The 17,816-nt window shown below is 38.2% G+C and carries 19 protein-coding genes and 2 other annotated features (1 of these 21 running past the window's edge); of the genes, 7 read left to right on the top strand and 12 right to left on the bottom strand.

Annotated elements, in window-relative coordinates; genetic code table 11:
* Window positions 1-165: 165 nt before the first annotated feature.
* The 6 genes from ACZ9EE_RS26310 to ACZ9EE_RS26285 all read left to right on the top strand — a co-directional run bounded on the left by ACZ9EE_RS26310 (window position 166) and on the right by ACZ9EE_RS26285 (window position 6,167).
* Window positions 166-618, top strand: a complete 453-nt coding sequence (locus ACZ9EE_RS26310) for a cupredoxin domain-containing protein (RefSeq protein WP_476031550.1) — start codon at window positions 166-168, stop codon at window positions 616-618.
* Between the two features lie 324 nt (window positions 619-942).
* Window positions 943-3,168 (top strand): formate C-acetyltransferase, encoded by a 2,226-nt coding sequence (pflB, locus tag ACZ9EE_RS26305; RefSeq protein WP_476031549.1) that lies wholly within the window; start codon window positions 943-945, stop codon window positions 3,166-3,168.
* 65 nt (window positions 3,169-3,233) lie between these two features.
* The gene (gene pflA, locus ACZ9EE_RS26300; protein ID WP_476031548.1) at window positions 3,234-3,983 is read left to right on the top strand and encodes a pyruvate formate-lyase-activating protein; all 750 of its coding nucleotides are present in this window, start codon (window positions 3,234-3,236) and stop codon (window positions 3,981-3,983) included.
* 292 nt (window positions 3,984-4,275) lie between these two features.
* Window positions 4,276-4,566 (top strand): hypothetical protein, encoded by a 291-nt coding sequence (locus ACZ9EE_RS26295; protein WP_476031547.1) that lies wholly within the window; start codon window positions 4,276-4,278, stop codon window positions 4,564-4,566.
* 34 nt (window positions 4,567-4,600) lie between these two features.
* Complete coding sequence (gene yidC / locus ACZ9EE_RS26290; protein WP_476031546.1) at window positions 4,601-5,401, top strand: membrane protein insertase YidC; 801 nt, start codon at window positions 4,601-4,603, stop codon at window positions 5,399-5,401.
* A 172-nt stretch (window positions 5,402-5,573) separates the two neighbouring features.
* Window positions 5,574-6,167, top strand: a complete 594-nt coding sequence (locus ACZ9EE_RS26285; protein ID WP_476031545.1) for a YhcN/YlaJ family sporulation lipoprotein — start codon at window positions 5,574-5,576, stop codon at window positions 6,165-6,167.
* Window positions 6,168-6,290: 123 nt separating this feature from the next.
* Here the strand turns inward: ACZ9EE_RS26285 and ACZ9EE_RS26280 are convergent, their stop codons facing one another.
* Complete coding sequence (locus tag ACZ9EE_RS26280; protein ID WP_476033102.1) at window positions 6,291-6,494, bottom strand: DUF6501 family protein; 204 nt, start codon at window positions 6,492-6,494, stop codon at window positions 6,291-6,293.
* 194 nt (window positions 6,495-6,688) lie between these two features.
* Between ACZ9EE_RS26280 and sda the strand changes: the two genes are divergently transcribed.
* Complete coding sequence (gene sda, locus ACZ9EE_RS26275; RefSeq protein ID WP_430540049.1) at window positions 6,689-6,808, top strand: sporulation histidine kinase inhibitor Sda; 120 nt, start codon at window positions 6,689-6,691, stop codon at window positions 6,806-6,808.
* Window positions 6,809-7,059: 251 nt separating this feature from the next.
* On the opposite strand, the gene ACZ9EE_RS26270 is transcribed toward sda, so the two are convergent.
* From ACZ9EE_RS26270 to trpE, 11 genes are all read right to left on the bottom strand, one after another.
* Window positions 7,060-8,460, bottom strand: a complete 1,401-nt coding sequence (locus tag ACZ9EE_RS26270; protein ID WP_476031544.1) for a HAMP domain-containing sensor histidine kinase — start codon at window positions 8,458-8,460, stop codon at window positions 7,060-7,062.
* Complete coding sequence (locus ACZ9EE_RS26265) at window positions 8,457-9,137, bottom strand: response regulator transcription factor (protein WP_476031543.1); 681 nt, start codon at window positions 9,135-9,137, stop codon at window positions 8,457-8,459. Before ACZ9EE_RS26265 ends, ACZ9EE_RS26270 begins: the two co-directional genes overlap by 4 nt.
* 28 nt (window positions 9,138-9,165) lie before the next feature.
* Entirely contained in the window at window positions 9,166-9,294 is a 129-nt protein-coding gene (locus ACZ9EE_RS26260) for a hypothetical protein (protein WP_476031542.1), read from the bottom strand.
* Window positions 9,295-9,485: 191 nt separating this feature from the next.
* Window positions 9,486-10,562 (bottom strand): tRNA 2-selenouridine(34) synthase MnmH, encoded by a 1,077-nt coding sequence (mnmH, locus tag ACZ9EE_RS26255; RefSeq protein ID WP_476031541.1) that lies wholly within the window; start codon window positions 10,560-10,562, stop codon window positions 9,486-9,488.
* Between the two features lie 260 nt (window positions 10,563-10,822).
* Window positions 10,823-11,608 (bottom strand): tryptophan synthase subunit alpha, encoded by a 786-nt coding sequence (gene trpA, locus ACZ9EE_RS26250; protein ID WP_476031540.1) that lies wholly within the window; start codon window positions 11,606-11,608, stop codon window positions 10,823-10,825.
* A 1-nt stretch (window position 11,609) separates the two neighbouring features.
* Entirely contained in the window at window positions 11,610-12,809 is a 1,200-nt protein-coding gene (trpB, locus tag ACZ9EE_RS26245; protein WP_476031539.1) for a tryptophan synthase subunit beta, read from the bottom strand.
* A complete protein-coding gene (locus tag ACZ9EE_RS26240) occupies window positions 12,784-13,437 on the bottom strand; it encodes a phosphoribosylanthranilate isomerase (RefSeq protein WP_476031538.1) in 654 nt (217 codons plus the stop codon). The genes trpB and ACZ9EE_RS26240 overlap by 26 nt, the downstream gene beginning before the upstream one ends.
* Complete coding sequence (trpC, locus tag ACZ9EE_RS26235; protein WP_476031537.1) at window positions 13,434-14,225, bottom strand: indole-3-glycerol phosphate synthase TrpC; 792 nt, start codon at window positions 14,223-14,225, stop codon at window positions 13,434-13,436. Before trpC ends, ACZ9EE_RS26240 begins: the two co-directional genes overlap by 4 nt.
* Window positions 14,226-15,251, bottom strand: a complete 1,026-nt coding sequence (gene trpD, locus ACZ9EE_RS26230) for an anthranilate phosphoribosyltransferase (RefSeq protein WP_476031536.1) — start codon at window positions 15,249-15,251, stop codon at window positions 14,226-14,228.
* The gene (locus ACZ9EE_RS26225) at window positions 15,223-15,834 is read right to left on the bottom strand and encodes an anthranilate synthase component II (RefSeq protein WP_476031535.1); all 612 of its coding nucleotides are present in this window, start codon (window positions 15,832-15,834) and stop codon (window positions 15,223-15,225) included. The genes trpD and ACZ9EE_RS26225 overlap by 29 nt, the downstream gene beginning before the upstream one ends.
* Window positions 15,831-17,219, bottom strand: a complete 1,389-nt coding sequence (gene trpE / locus ACZ9EE_RS26220) for an anthranilate synthase component I (RefSeq protein WP_476031534.1) — start codon at window positions 17,217-17,219, stop codon at window positions 15,831-15,833. Before trpE ends, ACZ9EE_RS26225 begins: the two co-directional genes overlap by 4 nt.
* 61 nt (window positions 17,220-17,280) lie before the next feature.
* Window positions 17,281-17,529, bottom strand: a binding site (T-box leader).
* Between the two features lie 39 nt (window positions 17,530-17,568).
* Window positions 17,569-17,816 (bottom strand) — a binding site (T-box leader) (it continues 2 nt past the right edge of the window).

Below are 17,816 nucleotides of genomic sequence, written 5' to 3'. Positions count from 1 at the left end.
TACAAGACACTTAGTCATATTTTAGACAGATAATGGGCTGTTCAACCGCTCTTATTGAAGCAGTGATTTCCATACCCTTCATTTGTAAAAAATTTTTAAATTGAGACAAGTTTCCCGACCCTCATAGCATAGATATTAATAGAACAAATATGAGGAGGTTTGCTGGTGAAATTTTTAGTTTTTAAAAAAGAGACCCTGCTATTTTTTTTAGCAGTCGGCATCGTCTTAGCAAGTATTTCTGCCTGGTTTATGTTAAAAGCAGGAGATACCACTGTATTTAATCAACATCCTGACCATAAAACTCGTCAGATTCACATGGTAACAGGAGAATTTAAGACTACGTTGAAAGACGGTAAAGAAATAGAAGCATATCGCTGGGATCCTGGCACTATTGTCTTAAAAAAGGAAGAAAAAGTAAACTTAATTATCAGTGGAATTAATGGGGCTGAGCATCCATTTCACATTGAAGGGACCACAGTGAAAGGAACAGTAAAAAAGGGGCAAGATACCCTCGTTCCTCTTCAATTTAAAAAGGAAGGAACCTATCGATTAATTTGTGAAGTTCATTCTGACCGTGCTCACAACGGGCCAATGATTGCCTATATTGTCGTCAATTAGAAGCAGGAGATGACTCTCCTGCTTTTTCATTTGTCAAAAAGGGCTGTATCATATAGTTTTCACTATTAATACGTTGGTATTATTGATTTCTTCCTATATAACAGATTCGCATTCATTTAGTTATTTTATAGTACAGTTTTATTATCTTATAATCAACGTTCATATAATATTCATAAATACCCTTAAAAAACCCTTAAATTTAAAGGCTTCACAATTCCTTAACAATTAGCGCATTTTTTATCACATTTCACCTGTTATACTAGGGGCATGAAATAAATAACTTTCTGTTATATATTCTTCTACTAATTTAAGAGGTGAAAGATAATGGAACAATGGCAAGGATTTAATAAAGGAACTTGGTCAAAAGAAATCAATGTACGCGATTTTATTTTAAGCAACTACAAACCATACGAAGGCGACGACTCATTCTTAGCTCCCGCAACTGATGCCACAAACAAGCTTTGGGAACAAGTAATGCTATTAACAAAACAAGAACGTGAAAATGGCGGCGTCCTTGATATGGACACAGAAACAGTTTCGACTATTACCTCACATGGTCCAGGATATTTAGATGAAGATCTTGAAAAAGTTGTAGGCGTCCAAACAGATAAACCGTTTAATCGTTCATTACAGCCGTTCGGTGGTATTCGTATGGCAAAGCAAGCATGTGCTTCATACGGCTATGAATTGAATCCTGAAATTGAAAAAATCTTCACTGATTTCCGTAAAACACATAACCAAGGTGTCTTTGATGCCTATACAGATGAAATGACGCTAGCTCGTAAAGCTGCTATTATTACAGGGCTTCCAGATGCATACGGCCGTGGCCGTATAATAGGCGACTATCGCCGTGTTGCCTTATACGGTGTTGATTTCCTAATTAAACAAAAACAGTTAGACAAAAAGAATACCAGCAGTGTCATGACAGAAGATAATATGCGACTTCGTGAAGAGATAGCCGAACAAATCCGTGCCTTAAATGAATTAAAAGAACTTGGCACAAGTTATGGTTTTGACCTATCCCGTCCTGCACAAAATGCACAAGAGGCTTTCCAATGGTTATACCTTGGCTATTTAGCTGCTATTAAAGAACAAAACGGTGCTGCAATGAGCCTTGGCCGTACCTCAACATTCTTAGATACTTATATCGAAAGAGATTTAGAAAATGGGATATTATCTGAAACTGAAGCTCAAGAAATCGTTGATCACTTCATCATGAAACTTCGTTTAGTAAAATTTGCACGTACACCTGATTATAACGAGCTATTTAGTGGTGACCCAACATGGGTAACTGAATCTATTGGCGGTATGACATCTGACGGACGTTCACTTGTAACGAAGAACTCTTTCCGTTTCCTCCATACTTTGGATAACTTAGGAGCGGCTCCAGAACCAAACTTAACTGTTTTATGGTCTCCATTATTACCAGAAAACTTTAAGAAATACTGTGCCAACATGTCTATTAAAACTAGTTCTATCCAGTATGAAAATGACGAAATTATGCGTCCTGAGTATGGTGATGATTACGGAATTGCCTGCTGTGTGTCTGCAATGGAAATCGGTAAACAAATGCAATTCTTTGGCGCTCGTGCCAACCTTGCTAAAGCCCTTCTTTATGCTATTAACGGTGGTGTTGATGAAAAATTAAAAATCCAAGTTGGACCACAATATCGTCCCATTACTTCAGATGTACTAAATTATGATGAAGTTATGGGGAAATTTGACCAGATGATGGATTGGCTTGCAGGTCTTTACATTAATACATTGAATGTTATTCACTATATGCACGATAAATATAGCTATGAAAGAATTGAAATGGCCTTACATGACACGAAAATCCTTAGAACAATGGCAACAGGTATTGCAGGGTTAAGTGTTGCAGCTGACTCATTAAGTGCTATTAAATACGGCGAAGTCAAAGTGACCCGTGATGAAAACGGGCTAGCAGTTGACTTTGAAACAACTGGTGACTTCCCTAAATACGGCAACAACGATGATCGTGTTGACAGCATTGCTGTTGAACTTGTTGAAACCTTTATGAAAAAATTACGTAAACATGGAACATATCGTGATTCCCTTCATACTTTATCAGTTTTAACGATTACTTCTAACGTAGTATACGGTAAGAAAACAGGAAATACACCTGATGGCCGTCGTGCTGGTGAGCCATTCGCGCCAGGGGCTAACCCAATGCATGGCCGTGACACAAAAGGAACATTAGCTTCCCTTTCTTCAGTTGCTAAACTTCCATATGCCTATGCAATGGACGGAATTTCAAATACATTTTCTATCGTTCCAAAAGCCCTAGGTAAAGAAGAAGAAAACAGAGTTCGCAACCTTGTATCTATTTTAGATGGCTATTCCATTAAAAACGGACACCATTTAAACGTTAACGTCTTTAATAGAGAAACATTAATTGACGCGATGGAGCATCCTGAGTTATATCCACAACTAACCATTCGTGTATCTGGATATGCTGTAAACTTTATTAAATTAACTAAAGAACAACAACTCGATGTTATTAATCGTACTTTCCACGAATCATTGTAAATTAGAATAAAATGGAGTTCCCCTCTCTTTGGGGGCACCTGCTTAAAAATAAGGGGGACATCATCATGATGGGAAATATTCATTCTATTGAAACATTAGGAACAGTTGACGGACCAGGAATTCGTTATGTGATTTTTACTCAGGGGTGCTTATTGCGCTGCCAGTTTTGTCATAACGCAGATACTTGGGAAATCGGTTCCGGAAAACAGATGACAGTTTCTGAAATCATGGATGATCTCTCAAGTTATCTTCCTTTCATCGAAGCATCTGGAGGTGGGATTACTGTAAGCGGCGGGGAGCCTTTATTACAAATCCCGTTCTTAACTGAACTTTTCAAAGAGTGTAAAAAGAAAGGAATTCATACCACCATCGACTCATCTGGGGGCTGTTTTTCCCACTCCAAGCTCTTTATTGAACAATTAGAAGAACTATTACGATATACAGATCTAGTGTTACTTGATTTAAAACATATTAACCGAAAAAAACATATTCAACTAACTGGTATGGCGAATGATCATATCCTTGAATTCGCTAAGTTTTTATCAGATCGGAATATTCCAATTTGGGTGCGTCATGTTCTTGTTCCAACTGTCACAGATGAGCCAGATGACTTGCAAAAACTAGGAGAATTCATTGGGACCCTCGAGAATGTACTAAAAATTGAAATTCTTCCCTACCACAAACTTGGAGTATACAAATGGGAAGCACTTGGCCATGAATATCCTCTAAAAGAAGTCGAGCCGCCAACGGAAGAGAAAGTGGAATTGGCTTATAAAATGTTGACAGCATATTGGAAACCATTATTAAAACACTGATTAATTGGATCAGTGTTTTTTCTTCCAAAACTTTGTTTTTTGTTGATCTGAATTTCTATTGGTAGTTTTATAGTAATCATGATTGGCACCTCTCTTCACCTTATTACTGCCCGTTGGTTACTCGGGGTAGCTGGGTCAATCTCCATCCTGAGTTATAGTAGGATATTAGAAAAAGTCATTTATAACTATTAGCAATGTCTTCATATTATGGGATTTTGACAGTGATAAAATTGATTCTTTTCGATTTCTCCTATATACTCATATCATTGGTATTTAAGTGAGGTGATAATTTTTGTTCCAATTGCTGATTGATCTTTCCGATATAAATGCTCTAAATGCCCTGTATGTAAGTATTTTTCTTGGTATCACATTAAAGTTTTTGTGGGCTTGGGGTGTAGAATATACTTTTTTCGGTTCTCTTTCTGAATCTGCAAACGCAAAAATTAATTACCCGCTCGTCTTCTACCGGAATCAAAATAGTATGAACGGAAGTTTTATTCTGAAAAGAATTGTTAAATATATTCGTAGAAAAGAATGTTCTCAGGAAGATTCTGATGAACCAATTTCCTTCCTTATCATCTAACCACATATTATACTAAGACATTTTAGGAGGAAATATGAAAAAGAATCGATCTTCACTTATAATTACAGCTATTTTTATTTTGTCTACTTTATTATTGTCTGCTTGCTCATCACAAGCACAAACAACAACTACTACTAATAAAACAGGGTTTTTTCAAACCTATTTTGTCCATCCTTTCTCAACGATTATCCATTCGACTGCAGAATTTTTTGGTGGAAACTATGGTTTAGCCATTATCGTTGTTACCCTGCTTATTAGACTTATATTAATGCCATTAATGCTAAAGCAATATAAAAATCAGATGGTTATGAAAGAAAAAATGGATGTTTTAAAGCCTGAGATGGATGCGATTCAAAAGAAAATGAAAACTGAGAAGGATGCTAAAAAGAAACAAGAACTTCAAGCTGAAATGATGGGACTATATCAAAAACATGGTGTTAACCCACTCAATATGGGTTGTTTACCTATCATTATTCAAATGCCAATCCTAACAGCCTTTTATTATGCTATTCGCGGTTCACAGGAAATTGCAACACATCAATTTCTATGGTTCAATTTAGGGCATCCAGATATCATTATTACAATTATCGCGGGTCTTGTTTACTACTTCCAATTCAAGGTATCCCAATCAAATATGCCGACAGCCCAGCAGCAACAAATGAAAATAATGGGCTTGATGTCGCCGCTAATGATTGTAATGTTTTCTTTTAACGCCCCAGCAGCCTTGCCGCTTTATTGGGTTGTCGGCGGATTATTCCTAACACTTCAAACTTTGGTTAGTCGTAAGCTATATCAAGCCAAAAAAACGATTGAAACACCAGCTCACCAAAAGTAAATTAACGAAAAAAAAGCATTGGACTCCAATGCTTCTTTTTTATTGGGAAAAATTTTTTAAAACGGATCTCTATTACTTTTGCTTTTATCGTTAACAAATGTATAGGATAAATTCCTTTTTATTAGGAATCCTATCTCTAAGTGTAACTTAGGTCGAAGGAGTGCTAACATAAATGAAAAAAAGATTGTTTATTGCAGTAGCTCTAATCTTTTCTTTGTACATATCTGGCTGTTCGAAGAATAATGTAGATGATGATCGAGCAAATCAAAAGCTTGACCTTAATAAAACAGAACCAACGAGAGTCAATTATAATACACCAAATCATGGTGGTCCAGCTATTACAAGCGTCGATACAAGCGACCCGGAAATAGACCGGCAGCGAAATCATAACAACAGACACTCTGCGAACAACCAAATTCAATACGACACATCAAAGATAATCGTTGCAAATCGGGCAGCGGATAGGGTTACTGATTTAGCAGAGATTGACCGAGCAAACATCATTGTCACCGATAATAATGCTTACGTCGCTGTGAAGATGGAGGGTTCCACTTATAATCAGTTAACCGCAACAACCAGAAATAAAATTACCCGGACAGTAAAATCGGTTGATGGCAATATCGATAATGTCTATATTTCGAAAAGTCCGCAATTCTATAACCGAATGTCGAGCTATACTCGGCAGATTCGACAAGGACAAACCACTTCTGATTTCATCGATGAGTTTTCCGATACGATCCGCAGAGTATTCCCTGATGCCCGTTAATAATGATCGATGGTCAGCTGTCTGTAGATTTTTTGTTCAGACAGCTTGTTTCGTTTTCATAAGTAAAGCGCAAACGCCTTGTTCCCTAAAAAAAGACTGGAGGCTATACCTCACAGTCTTCTTCTATGCATCCTGAAAATATTCCTTGTAAAATCCGCCCACTTTTCCAGAATTATCGATAATGTAATAAAACTCTTCTGTTTCGTTCTTTACATCATAAATATTCCCTTTTGTTAAAGCATTATGAACGAGATACTTTTTTGCATCTGTATGAACACATTTTACTTTCTTAATTGTCTCACGATCTTTCCAAGATAAATGAATCATTGCTGCCACCGTCCTTTCGGTCTTTGTCCAAGTTCTAGTATAATCAATTAATCCGGTAGTGTGCAACAATATGATGGATGACTTCATTTAAATTATAAAAATTCGAGTTCTCAAATTTCCGTTAAACTATTACAATAGTAAAAACTGAATAAACAATCCATTTTTTAAAGGAGGGCATTCTTAAGTTGAAAATTATGAGTAACGAGCAGTTGATTATTTCATATCGGGATGCATTAAAATCTGGGGAAAAGGAATGGATTAAACTTTTAAAGGATGAAATAAAGCGCAGAGGTCTAAGATTGCTTAAAACCTAGACCGGGGAAAGAACAAAAAATAAAGAAGGTGTCCCAAAAGTATAACTTTTCGGGGGCACCTCCTTTTTTATACATTAACCTAGTCTGTTGATTCCGCTTCAGGCGCTTCGCTCCTGCGGGGTCTCCCCTGCCCCGTACTTCCGTAGGAGTCTTCACACCTTCCGCTCAAATCAACAGAGTGTTCAAAAATTATTCAACAACCACCTTTTGGGTTAGCCTCTTTTATATTACTATTCATTAAATTAGAATATTTATAGCAAATATGGCAGAACAATCGTTACTGTTGTGCCAACCCCTTCCTGACTTTTAATTGAGATAGCTCCATTATATTTTTTGATTAATCGCTCGGCAATTGACAGTCCTAATCCTGTACCCCCGTTTTCACGGCTTCGAGCCTGATCCACTCGATAAAAACGATTAAATACGTTGGCTAAATGTTCATTCGATATGCCAATTCCATTGTCAACTACGGAGAGAATCATTTTCCCGCCTTCTTGAATAGCAGTAATCCAAATAGTCTTATTATTGTTAGAGTATTGGATGGCATTATTTAATAAGATAATCATGATCTGCTCCATATGCTGTCTCGAAATTCGAATCTTAGGTAAGAGCGGACTCACTTCTAAAAAAATATTGTAATCTGGGTGGATGATCTCCAAATTCTTCACCAATTGATGAAGTGTTTCTGAAATATCCGTTTTTTCCTCATTTTTCAATCTAGGATGTTCAGCTCTTGTAATATGTAACAAGTCGTTGATTAATTTTTTTAATCTCGTTACTTCTTGGAGTGAAGCGTCAAGAGACTCATCTAGAATAACAGGATCCTTTTTCCCCCATCTGTTCAATAAGGAAAGATGTCCCTCTAATATCGACACAGGTGTCCTGAGTTCATGTGAGGCATCTTCTACAAATTGCTTTTGAAGTAGAAAAGACTTTTCAATTTCATCCATCATTTCATTAAAAACATTGGTCAAGGCTGTTAATTCATCTTTTTGTTTATACCCATTCATTCTTTCTTGAAAGCCCGTTTCCTTAATCTGTTTCATCGCTTTAGCTAAATCCCTTACAGGTTTTAAAAGCTGCTTTGCAAGTAAAAAACCACTGATAGCACTAAAGACAATTGCCGCAATCCCAAATATGGTCATAACCCAAAAGAGATTCCCCATCATTCTTCGGTAGGTATTTAATTGACGTACAATTTCTATTGTCCCTGTAAAGTCATTCCCCTTTATCGGGGCTCTGGCAACAAATGCTTCATTTCCTTCAATTGAAATCTCTTGGGTAACCTTTTTCTTAGTCGGCGCAGCCTCTAAAACGGGGAAAGTACCATTTTTATCCGAAACAAGAACATGACCATCTTGGTCATATACTCTAATTAGTTGATCTTTATCATTCATCTTCCTTAAAAAGGCTGCACTTTTCTTTATATCTCCGCGATTAGGTTTGTTTGATTTTGCGTTGTAAAAGGTTGTGATATCACTCATAGTTCGATTGATGGCAATTTCTTCACGGTTCATCATCCATTTTGAAACGGTATGATATTCTAAGAAACTAAATAGAAAAAAAGTCAAAAATATAGCTGTTGAGCAACTTAACACTAATTTAGTTTGCCAGCGAAGTCGATTAAATAGACCGCTAATCTTCTCTATCATCGCATCACATATCCTATACCACGAACAGTATGAATGTAACGACCATCATCATTTTGATCATCTATTTTGTTACGTAAATAACGAACATATACATCCACCACATTTGTTTCAACGCCTGTACTGTATCCCCAAACCTTATTAAGGAGTACTTCCCTTGTTAATACAATATTAATATTACTCATAAAGGTAATTAATAAATCGTATTCCCTCTTTGTAAGACTAATAACCAATTCACCTTTTTTAACAACACAGGATTCTAGCTCAACAACAAGATCCTTAAATATAAGGGTCGTAACCTCAGTAGATTGCAAAGCCTCAACCCTTCTAAATAACGATCTCAATCTTGCTAATAACTCTTCAATTGCAAATGGTTTTATGATATAGTCATCTGCTCCACTGTCTAGACCGGAAACCCGATCAAGTACACTATCACGGGCAGTAATCATAATAATAGGGATCGTTTTGTTAGTTTGTCTAATTCTTCGGCATACCTCCATGCCATTTAATTCTGGTAGCAGTAAATCAAGTAAAATGGCATCCCAACTCTCCGTGAGAGCTAATTGCAAGCCATTGCGCCCGTCTGATGCAACGGTCGTTTCGTAGCCCTCGTGCTGCATTTCTAACTCTATAAATCGAGCCAAACTCTTTTCATCTTCAATAATTAGTAATTTGGACATACTCCCACTCTCACATTACGTTTTTCTCTTATTTTAACTGATGTTTATCTCGAATAAAATCAAAGACTGCATGAATAATCTCAATTGATTGGTACGAAACGAGAGAAATTGCTGTGAACGAAAAGAAGCCAACAATAAATAATCGAAACCAAAACATGTTGTATTCCTCCTTTTTGATCTGTCTTTCTGTACCCTGGTATTTGATAATGATTGGAGATAATTTATTAGAAGGTAGTTCATAGCTTACCTGTTCTTCTGGAAACTGCCATGAGAAGAAGATTAGAATTTCCTTAGAAAAATAATTAAGCACACACCAATAATAGGCGTGTGCTTAATTATTTATGTTAATCATACCCGGCTATTTGTTTCTAACATGGGAGGAATCGATAACTCTTTAAGTTTGACGGCGATCTTATCTGCTGCATCGATCGGATTTTCAGCAAATATATCAATAAATTCTCCAATATAGTCTTGTCTTGCATGATCGTACCGTGGGTCATAATAGTGATCAAGTAAAATCAAAATCATGTCCCGATAATTTTTTTCGTGAAGGGTTTCGATTAATGTGTTTCTAATGTCGATATCTTTCACCCTCTTTAAGACCCTTTCAATTCCTAACGAGATTTTTTCGATATACCATGGTTCCTGTTCATATGGCCGTACATACTCCGAAACAAGATGTTTTACCCGTTGCTCAAGTGGCGAATGAATGTAAATATTCAAGCCTTCAAATTTTACATCCATTAACTTTTCAGGCTGAACAGCTTTGCCTATTCTTTTACTTTCCGCCTCCACAAGAAAATAGTCGCACCCTTGGATTTCAGTTAGACATTTAAATAATAAGGAATCGAATGTCTTTTGATTATGACCTTCTCCAAGACCAATTGTGCCGAAGATAGAGCCGCGGTGACCTGCCATTTCTTCTAAATCAAGAACAGGATACCCCTTTTTCTTTAAAATTTTCAAAACCTCTGTTTTTCCAACACCTGTCATCCCATGAATAACAACAGTTTTATCCGGAATCATCGATGGTATTTGTTCAAGGATATGATGTCTATAGGCTTTATATCCCCCAACTAAACGCCATGCATAAATGCCCGCAAACTCTAAGAAGGTTACAACCGCTTTACTGCGCATCCCCCCACGCCAGCAATGAATGACTAAGTCCCCATTCGTTTGATAAGACTTAATTGTCTTTAACAGAACAGGAAGCTTAGGAGAAACAAATTCCATCGCCTGCCACTTAGCAGCAGCTTGCCCTTCATGTTTATAAATTGTACCTATGATCTGACGTTCTTCATCCGTGAATAATGGAATGTTGATGGCCCCAGGAATCGCCCCATCTGCAAACTCAATCGCTGAACGTATATCAATGATGACTGGTTCCTTTAAGGTTAATAATTCTTCAACATTTATTTCCTTCATTTATATTACGCTCCTAGCAAAAATTATCTTTAAAGATAACAGATATAAAAAACGAACAAAAACTTCCACTACTGGAAGTTTCAAAATCATTTATTCATCATAAAAAGGATTTTTCTTATTATGATTATATACCTATTATAAAGAAGTTAACCTTAGCTATCAAGAAATTCAAAAATCAGGTCAGGATTTAACACTGTTTAGCACAATTCCCCTCATAAAAAAGGTCTACTCTGAAGCAAAGCAGACGTAGACCCTTTTGTTTATAATACGTTGGATTCCTGTTTAATAACAGACATTAAATCTTCCATTTCGCTTAGACGACCTTGTTCAAATAGCTCGACAATTTTACTGCCGACGATCACTCCATCGCAGTATTTTGATATTTCTTGAATTTGCTCTTTGCTTGATATTCCAAACCCTGCCATAACAGGTACATTACTCACTTCTTTAACAGATTTTATAAAGTTAGTAAGTTCAGCATCGTACTCATTTCTAACTCCAGTAATTCCTTTGACCGTTACCGTATATAAAAATCCTTTTCCTTTACCAGAAATCATTTTGATTCTTTCGAGCGGGGTTGTCATGGTCACTAAACGAATTAGTTCCACACCTGCTGTTTCAAGCTCAGGTGAAATAATCTCTTCTTCCTCAATCGGAAGGTCTGGAATGATGCAGCCATCCACACCAGCATTCCGAATGTCGCGAACAAAATCAGCTATCCCATAAGAATAAATGGGATTTAAATAAGTCATTAGGACAATAGGGATCGATATTTTTTTTCTTGCTTTTTCGATTTCCAGAACTATCCCTCTTAGAGTGGTCCCATTAGCCAGCGCCCTAAGGCCAGCCCGTTGGATTGTTGGCCCATCCGCTACAGGATCAGAAAAGGGAACCCCCACCTCGATCGCTGTGGCACCGTACTTTTCAAGTAAAGCCAGTCTGTCACCTAAATTTTCTAGCCCTCCATCACCTGCCATTATGTAGGGAACAAAGGCTTTTTTTTGATTTTCTTTTAATGCCGCGAATGTTTCTTCAATTCGATTCATATTAGTTCCTCCCCTCAAGTCTTGCTTTGACAGCATCTACATCCTTATCCCCACGACCAGATAAACAAACCACTATATTTTCATTGTCTTTCATTTCACTTGCCAGTTTGATAGCATAGGCAACTGCATGAGAACTCTCCAGCGCAGGAATAATTCCTTCAAGTTTTGATAAAAGTTGAAAGGCATCAAGTGCCTCTTGATCTGTGATGGAAACATAATTGGCCCGGCCGCTATCCTTTAAGTAGCTGTGCTCAGGTCCTACTCCTGGATAATCGAGCCCTGCCGAAATAGAATGCGCCTCTTGTATTTGGCCATCCTCATTCTGTAATAAATACATTAAAGAACCATGAAGGACTCCTGGTTTCCCTTTTGTCAAGGAGGCGGCATGAAAATCCGTTTCTACTCCCTGCCCCGCAGCTTCTACTCCGTATAAACGGACATTTTGATCCTCGATAAATGGATAAAACATTCCCATTGCATTACTGCCGCCGCCGATACAGGCTACCACAGCATCAGGAAGACTGCCTTTTCTGGTAAGAAATTGTTCCTTTGTCTCTTTACCGATCACACTCTGGAAATCTCTTACCATTACGGGGAACGGATGTGGTCCCATTACTGATCCTAATAAATAGTGTGTATCATCGACATTTGTTACCCAATATCTCAAAGCTTCATTAACTGCATCCTTTAAAGTGGCACTGCCAGAAGACACACCAACAACCTTCGCACCGAGCAATTCCATTCGAAAGACATTTAACGCTTGACGCTTTATATCTTCATCCCCCATAAAAATGATGCAATCGAGATTTAATAAGGCACAAACGGTCGCTGTTGCCACACCATGCTGACCCGCACCTGTTTCAGCAACGATTCTTTTTTTCCCCATGCGGACAGCCAGCAAGGCCTGACCAATTGCATTATTTATTTTATGGGCCCCCGTATGGTTTAAATCCTCTCTTTTTAGGTAGATATTTGCACCGCCCGCATGTTTGGTCAAGTTTTCTGCAAAATATAATGGTGTCTCCCTTCCAACATATTCTTTTGCTAATCTAGCAATCTCAGCATGAAAAGCGGGGTCCTTTTTTGCCTCTTCATAGGCATCATTTAATTCAATAACTGCCTTCATCAGTGTCTCCGGTACAAATCTCCCGCCAAAAATTCCGAAATGGCCTTTTTCATTCGGTAATGTATAGGTGCTCATTTTGTTTTCCTCCAATTGGTAAAGTTTTCACCTTTTCAATAAATGCTTTTATTTTCACAAGATCTTTTACTCCATTTGTTTCAACCCCAGAGCTCACATCGACCATATAAGGTTTTATAATTTTTGTGGCGTCTGCCACGTTCTCAATGTGTAGTCCTCCTGCAAGGATTATTTTTCTTCCATCCAAGAAGGTAGTGTTTACTTGTTTCCAATCAAACGCAGTACCATTTCCCCCTCGATACTTCCCTTTTGGGCCATCCAGTAATAAATAATCGGCTGGGTAGTCAGCAATGGCTTTTAACGCCTCATTATCCTCAAAGCTAATTGCTTTTATTACGGTCAGCGGAAGTGATTGAGAAAAGGATGCCCGCTCCTCACCATGCAGCTGGATATGGGTTAATCCAACGTCAGAGGCAATCCTTTCAATCTCTTCCTTCGTTTCATTGACAAAAACACCAATCTTCATGACATGAACTGGTAAACTAGAAACAATTTGTTTCGCCGCATCACGCGAAACTTGTCGTTTACTCTCTGCAAAAACAAGTCCGATAGCATCGGCACCGTATTCAGCGGCTTTAAGCGCTGTATAGCTGTCCGTTAGTCCGCAGATTTTCACTTTGACGGTCATCTATTAACGCCCTCCTGCAAGGGGAGGCGAAGATTTGCGAATGATTTCTCTATATCCTGACTGACCATTAAGGCCTCGCCTACTAAAATACCATTCGCACCTGCGTTTCGAACTCGGACAGCATCCTGCTCCGTATGAATACCACTCTCACTGATCAGATAAGCTCCGGACTTTTTTACAATGGTTGCTAATTGTTCGGTTACTTCGAGTGAAACGGTAAATGTCTTTAAATCACGATTATTGACACCAATTAGCTTAGCTCCTGTTTTAAGTGCCTTTTCTAATTCAAATTGATTATGAACTTCAATCAATACCTCTAAGCCCTTTGCTGTTGCGTAGTGAAATAGTTCATGTAAACTACTCTCATCTAATGCCGCAACAATTAACAAAATGATATTTGCCCCATGGGCAGCTGCTACATCAATTTGCAAAGGACTAATAATAAAATCTTTACAAAGAATCGGAAGGTTAACTGTTTCACGGACCTCCTTCAAATCGTCGAATGACCCTTTAAAAAAAGTAGAATCTGTTAAAACAGAAATGGCGGAAGCTCCTGCTTTTTCATAAATTGCAGCTTGTACTCCAGGCTCTACCCCATTATTAATTATCCCCTTTGACGGTGAAGCACGTTTATATTCGGAAATGATTGACAGTTCCTTTGCTGAATTCAGCTTTTCTAGAAATGATCTTTTTGGATAAGTCTTTTCTTGAATAATTTCTGTACTATTTTGAAGGAGCAGTACCTCCTTTTTCTTCTGTTCAATAATACGGTCAAGTATCGTTTCCATTTAAATCGCCTCTCTCTGCCCTATTCGAGATTTTTCAATCAGTGCCGATAATTTTGCATATGCCGCACCTGAATCGATGATTTCCGCAGCAACCTTAACTCCCTCAATAATGGAATTCGCCTTTCCGGCCGTGTAAATCCCTATTCCTGCGTTTAATAATACCGTATCACGAGGAGCACCTTTTTCTCCTTTTAGTACTTTTAATAAAATCTCCCCATTTTCTTTCGAATCCCCGCCTTTTATCTGACTGTTATCGTATTGCGGGAGGTTCACATCTTCAGGATTAAACACATGACTGGTTATTTCTCCATCTTCCAAAAGTGTATAATGGTTCTCCCCTTGCAGTGAGGCTTCATCCATAAATCCAGCACCGTTAATGACTACTGCCCTTTTACGTCCTAGCTTTTGGAGCACTTCTGCAAACACGTTTAATAAATCCCTGCGATTAACGCCCAATAATTGATAATCCAACTCGATCGGGTTTGTTAATGGGCCTATATAATTAAAAATTGTTGGAATTTTCAATTCCTTACGTACGGTCATAACTTTCTTTAGTTTTGGATGAACGTGTGGTGCGAATAAAAAGGCGATTCCAATTTCCTGAAGTATCTCTTCCGTTCTTTCAGATGGTAAATTTAGATTTACGCCAAGGTACTCGAGGACATCCGCACTTCCTGTTTTGCTTGAGATACTTCTATTTCCATGTTTAGCGACAGGAATTCCTGCGCCGGCAATGACAAAGGCTGAGGTCGTACTGACATTAAAGCTTGATGAACCGTCCCCGCCAGTCCCACAGTTATCCAGAACATTCGGAAATTTCCGGTCAAATCTTAGGGTGTTCCCTTTCATAGCTCTTACAATTCCGGCGATTTCATCAACGGTTTCACCCTTAGATTTTAACCCCATTAAAAAAGCCGCTATTTCAGATTCGGAAACTTCTTCTCCCAAGATGAAATCCACTGCCTCCTCCATCTGCTCTTCAGAAAAGGATCGCTGCTCAGCTAATTGGAGTAGATAATTTTTCATTTTTCCTCATCCCTTCTATTTCAATTAAAAAGTTTTTTAACATTTGTTTTCCATCCGGAGTTCCAATCGATTCAGGATGAAATTGCAGCCCGTAAACAGGATATCTCTTATGCTTTATTGCCATCACTTCATGATCATCATTGGAATTAGCAATACACTCCAACTCTAAGGATAGATTACTTTCTTCTAGCGTTAACGAATGATAACGCATCACCTCTAATGGAGAATCAAGGTTTGCAAATAATTCTATTCCTTGGTGGGTGATGAATGAAGTTTTTCCATGCTTAATGTAATGTGCCCTTCTCACTTCACTGCCAAAGGCGGCACCAATTGCCTGATGACCAAGACATATCCCTAATATAGGAATGGTCTTATGGAAAGTTCGAATTAATTCAATACAAATACCAGCTTCCTCAGGCCTGCCAGGCCCTGGTGATAAAATAATCGCTTTTGGATTCAAATGTTGGATTTGGTCCATACTCAGCTGATTATTGCGATAAACGACAACCTCCTCACCCAATTCCCCAAGGTATTGATAGAGATTAAAAGTAAATGAATCAAAATTATCAATCAATAAAATCATTTTTCACCCTCCAAAAAGGATCTCAACTTGTTTAGTGTTTCCTCATATTCAGACTCTGGATTTGAATCGTAAACAATTCCTGCACCTGCTTGTATAATCGCTTCTCCATCTTTAATGATCATGGTACGAATCGCCAGGGCAAAATCCATATTTCCGTTTACTGAAACATAACCGACTGCTCCAGAATAAAGACCACGCTTTGATTTTTCTAACCCATTAATTATTTCCATCGCCCGTACTTTCGGGGCTCCTGAAACCGTTCCTGCCGGAAGACAGGCCGCTAAGGCATCTAAAGCCGTTTTTTCTCGATGCAGCTTGCCGCTGACCTCCGAAACTAAGTGAATCACATGACGAAATTTTTCAACCGACATATATTTCTCAATTTGAACCGTTCCAAATTCACAAACCTTGCCAAGATCGTTTCTTCCAAGGTCTACAAGCATGCGATGTTCGGCGAGCTCTTTCTCATCGTTTATTAATTCCTGCCCAATCCGCTCATCTTCTTCAGCTGTTGCTCCTCTTCGCTTTGTTCCGGCAATCGGGTTGGAGATGACTGTGTTTCCACGCGTTTTGATTAAGCTTTCGGGTGAAGATCCAATTACGGTATATTCATCAAAATCAATATAAAACATGTACGGTGTTGGGTTAGAGCTGCGGTGCTTCCGATAAAGTGATAATGGTGTCCCTTGAAATGTTGATTTCATTCTTCTTGAAAGCACTACTTGAAAAATATCTCCTGCAAGTATATGTTCCTTAGCAGTTTCCACATTTTTTATAAACGCTTCTTTTGTTGTGTCTGATTCAAAACCGTTAAATGAAAACGGTTCTTCGTCATGATAATAATGGGGTTTTTTTAATTCCTCGACCCTTTGGATTACTCGCTTTTCAATTAGTGCTGCATTACTTTTGTCTGACAATGGAAGTCCGCAAATTTTTACTTTTTCCTGCAGATGATCAAAAATAATTACTTCTTCAAAAAACATAAGGTGCACATCAGGCATATCCAAGCCATTGGGAAATTCCTCTCCAATTACTTCAAACTCTCTGATAATGTCGTAACCAACATACCCCACTGCTCCTCCAATAAAAGGGAAATCATATTCGTCAAATATTCCTTCAGGTAAGAGCTTCTTCATAACCTCTAATGGATTCCCTTTCAATACCTGCTTTGCTCCGTCACGATAGATAATTTCGTTCCTTTCTCCTCTAGAAATGAGTTCAAAGGCAGGGTCGGTACCAATAAAAGAATACCTCCCACTGTCATTGTATTTATGAGAGCTTTCCAACAAAAATTTCTTTGTCCCGCTTAACTTTTGTAAAATCGAGATGGGCGTTAATGTATCTCCTTTGATCTCATGTATTAAACAGTGATTTATTGTCTTCATATTACAACCCCTTTTCGAAAATAAAAAAATCGTCCTCTATACGCGCAAATAGATTACGCATATAGAGGACGATTCTAAGACCGTGGTGCCACCTCTCTTTGAAGCGGATGAATTCCGCTTCCTCATTCGGATACAGAACAAATATTCATTCGATATCCTATCCTTTTAACGGGGGCAGCCGGGAATCTCTACTATGGTTCAAGACACCTCTCGCAAGTCCATTCCACAAATCATTCATATCGGGCTTCCACCAATCCCCGACTCTCTGGAAAAAATTAAAATGTGTACTACTCTTGCTCAACGATTTATATTCATTTTATTTTAAAAAATACAAAAGGGCCTTCCATCCAAAAAGGACGGAAGACCCGTGGTGCCACCTTCATTAGCTAATAAACTAGCTCACTCAACCGATATCAAAGCAGGAATGCTTGAATATCTGTCTCTTGTAACGATGAGATTTTCGCCAAAGCCTACTGCCTATACGGGTTCGGTTTGGAGGCTCGGAAGTCCATTCACTTGAACGTCTACACTGATTCACACCAACCATCAGCTCTCTTCTAGAATCCGTAAAAGTTACTACTCTTCGTCTACACCTAT

The organism is Bacillus sp. URHA0034 (assembly GCF_056280405.1).
Note: the sequence above shows the minus strand (reverse complement) of the source record. Positions and strands in the feature narration are given on the sequence as shown.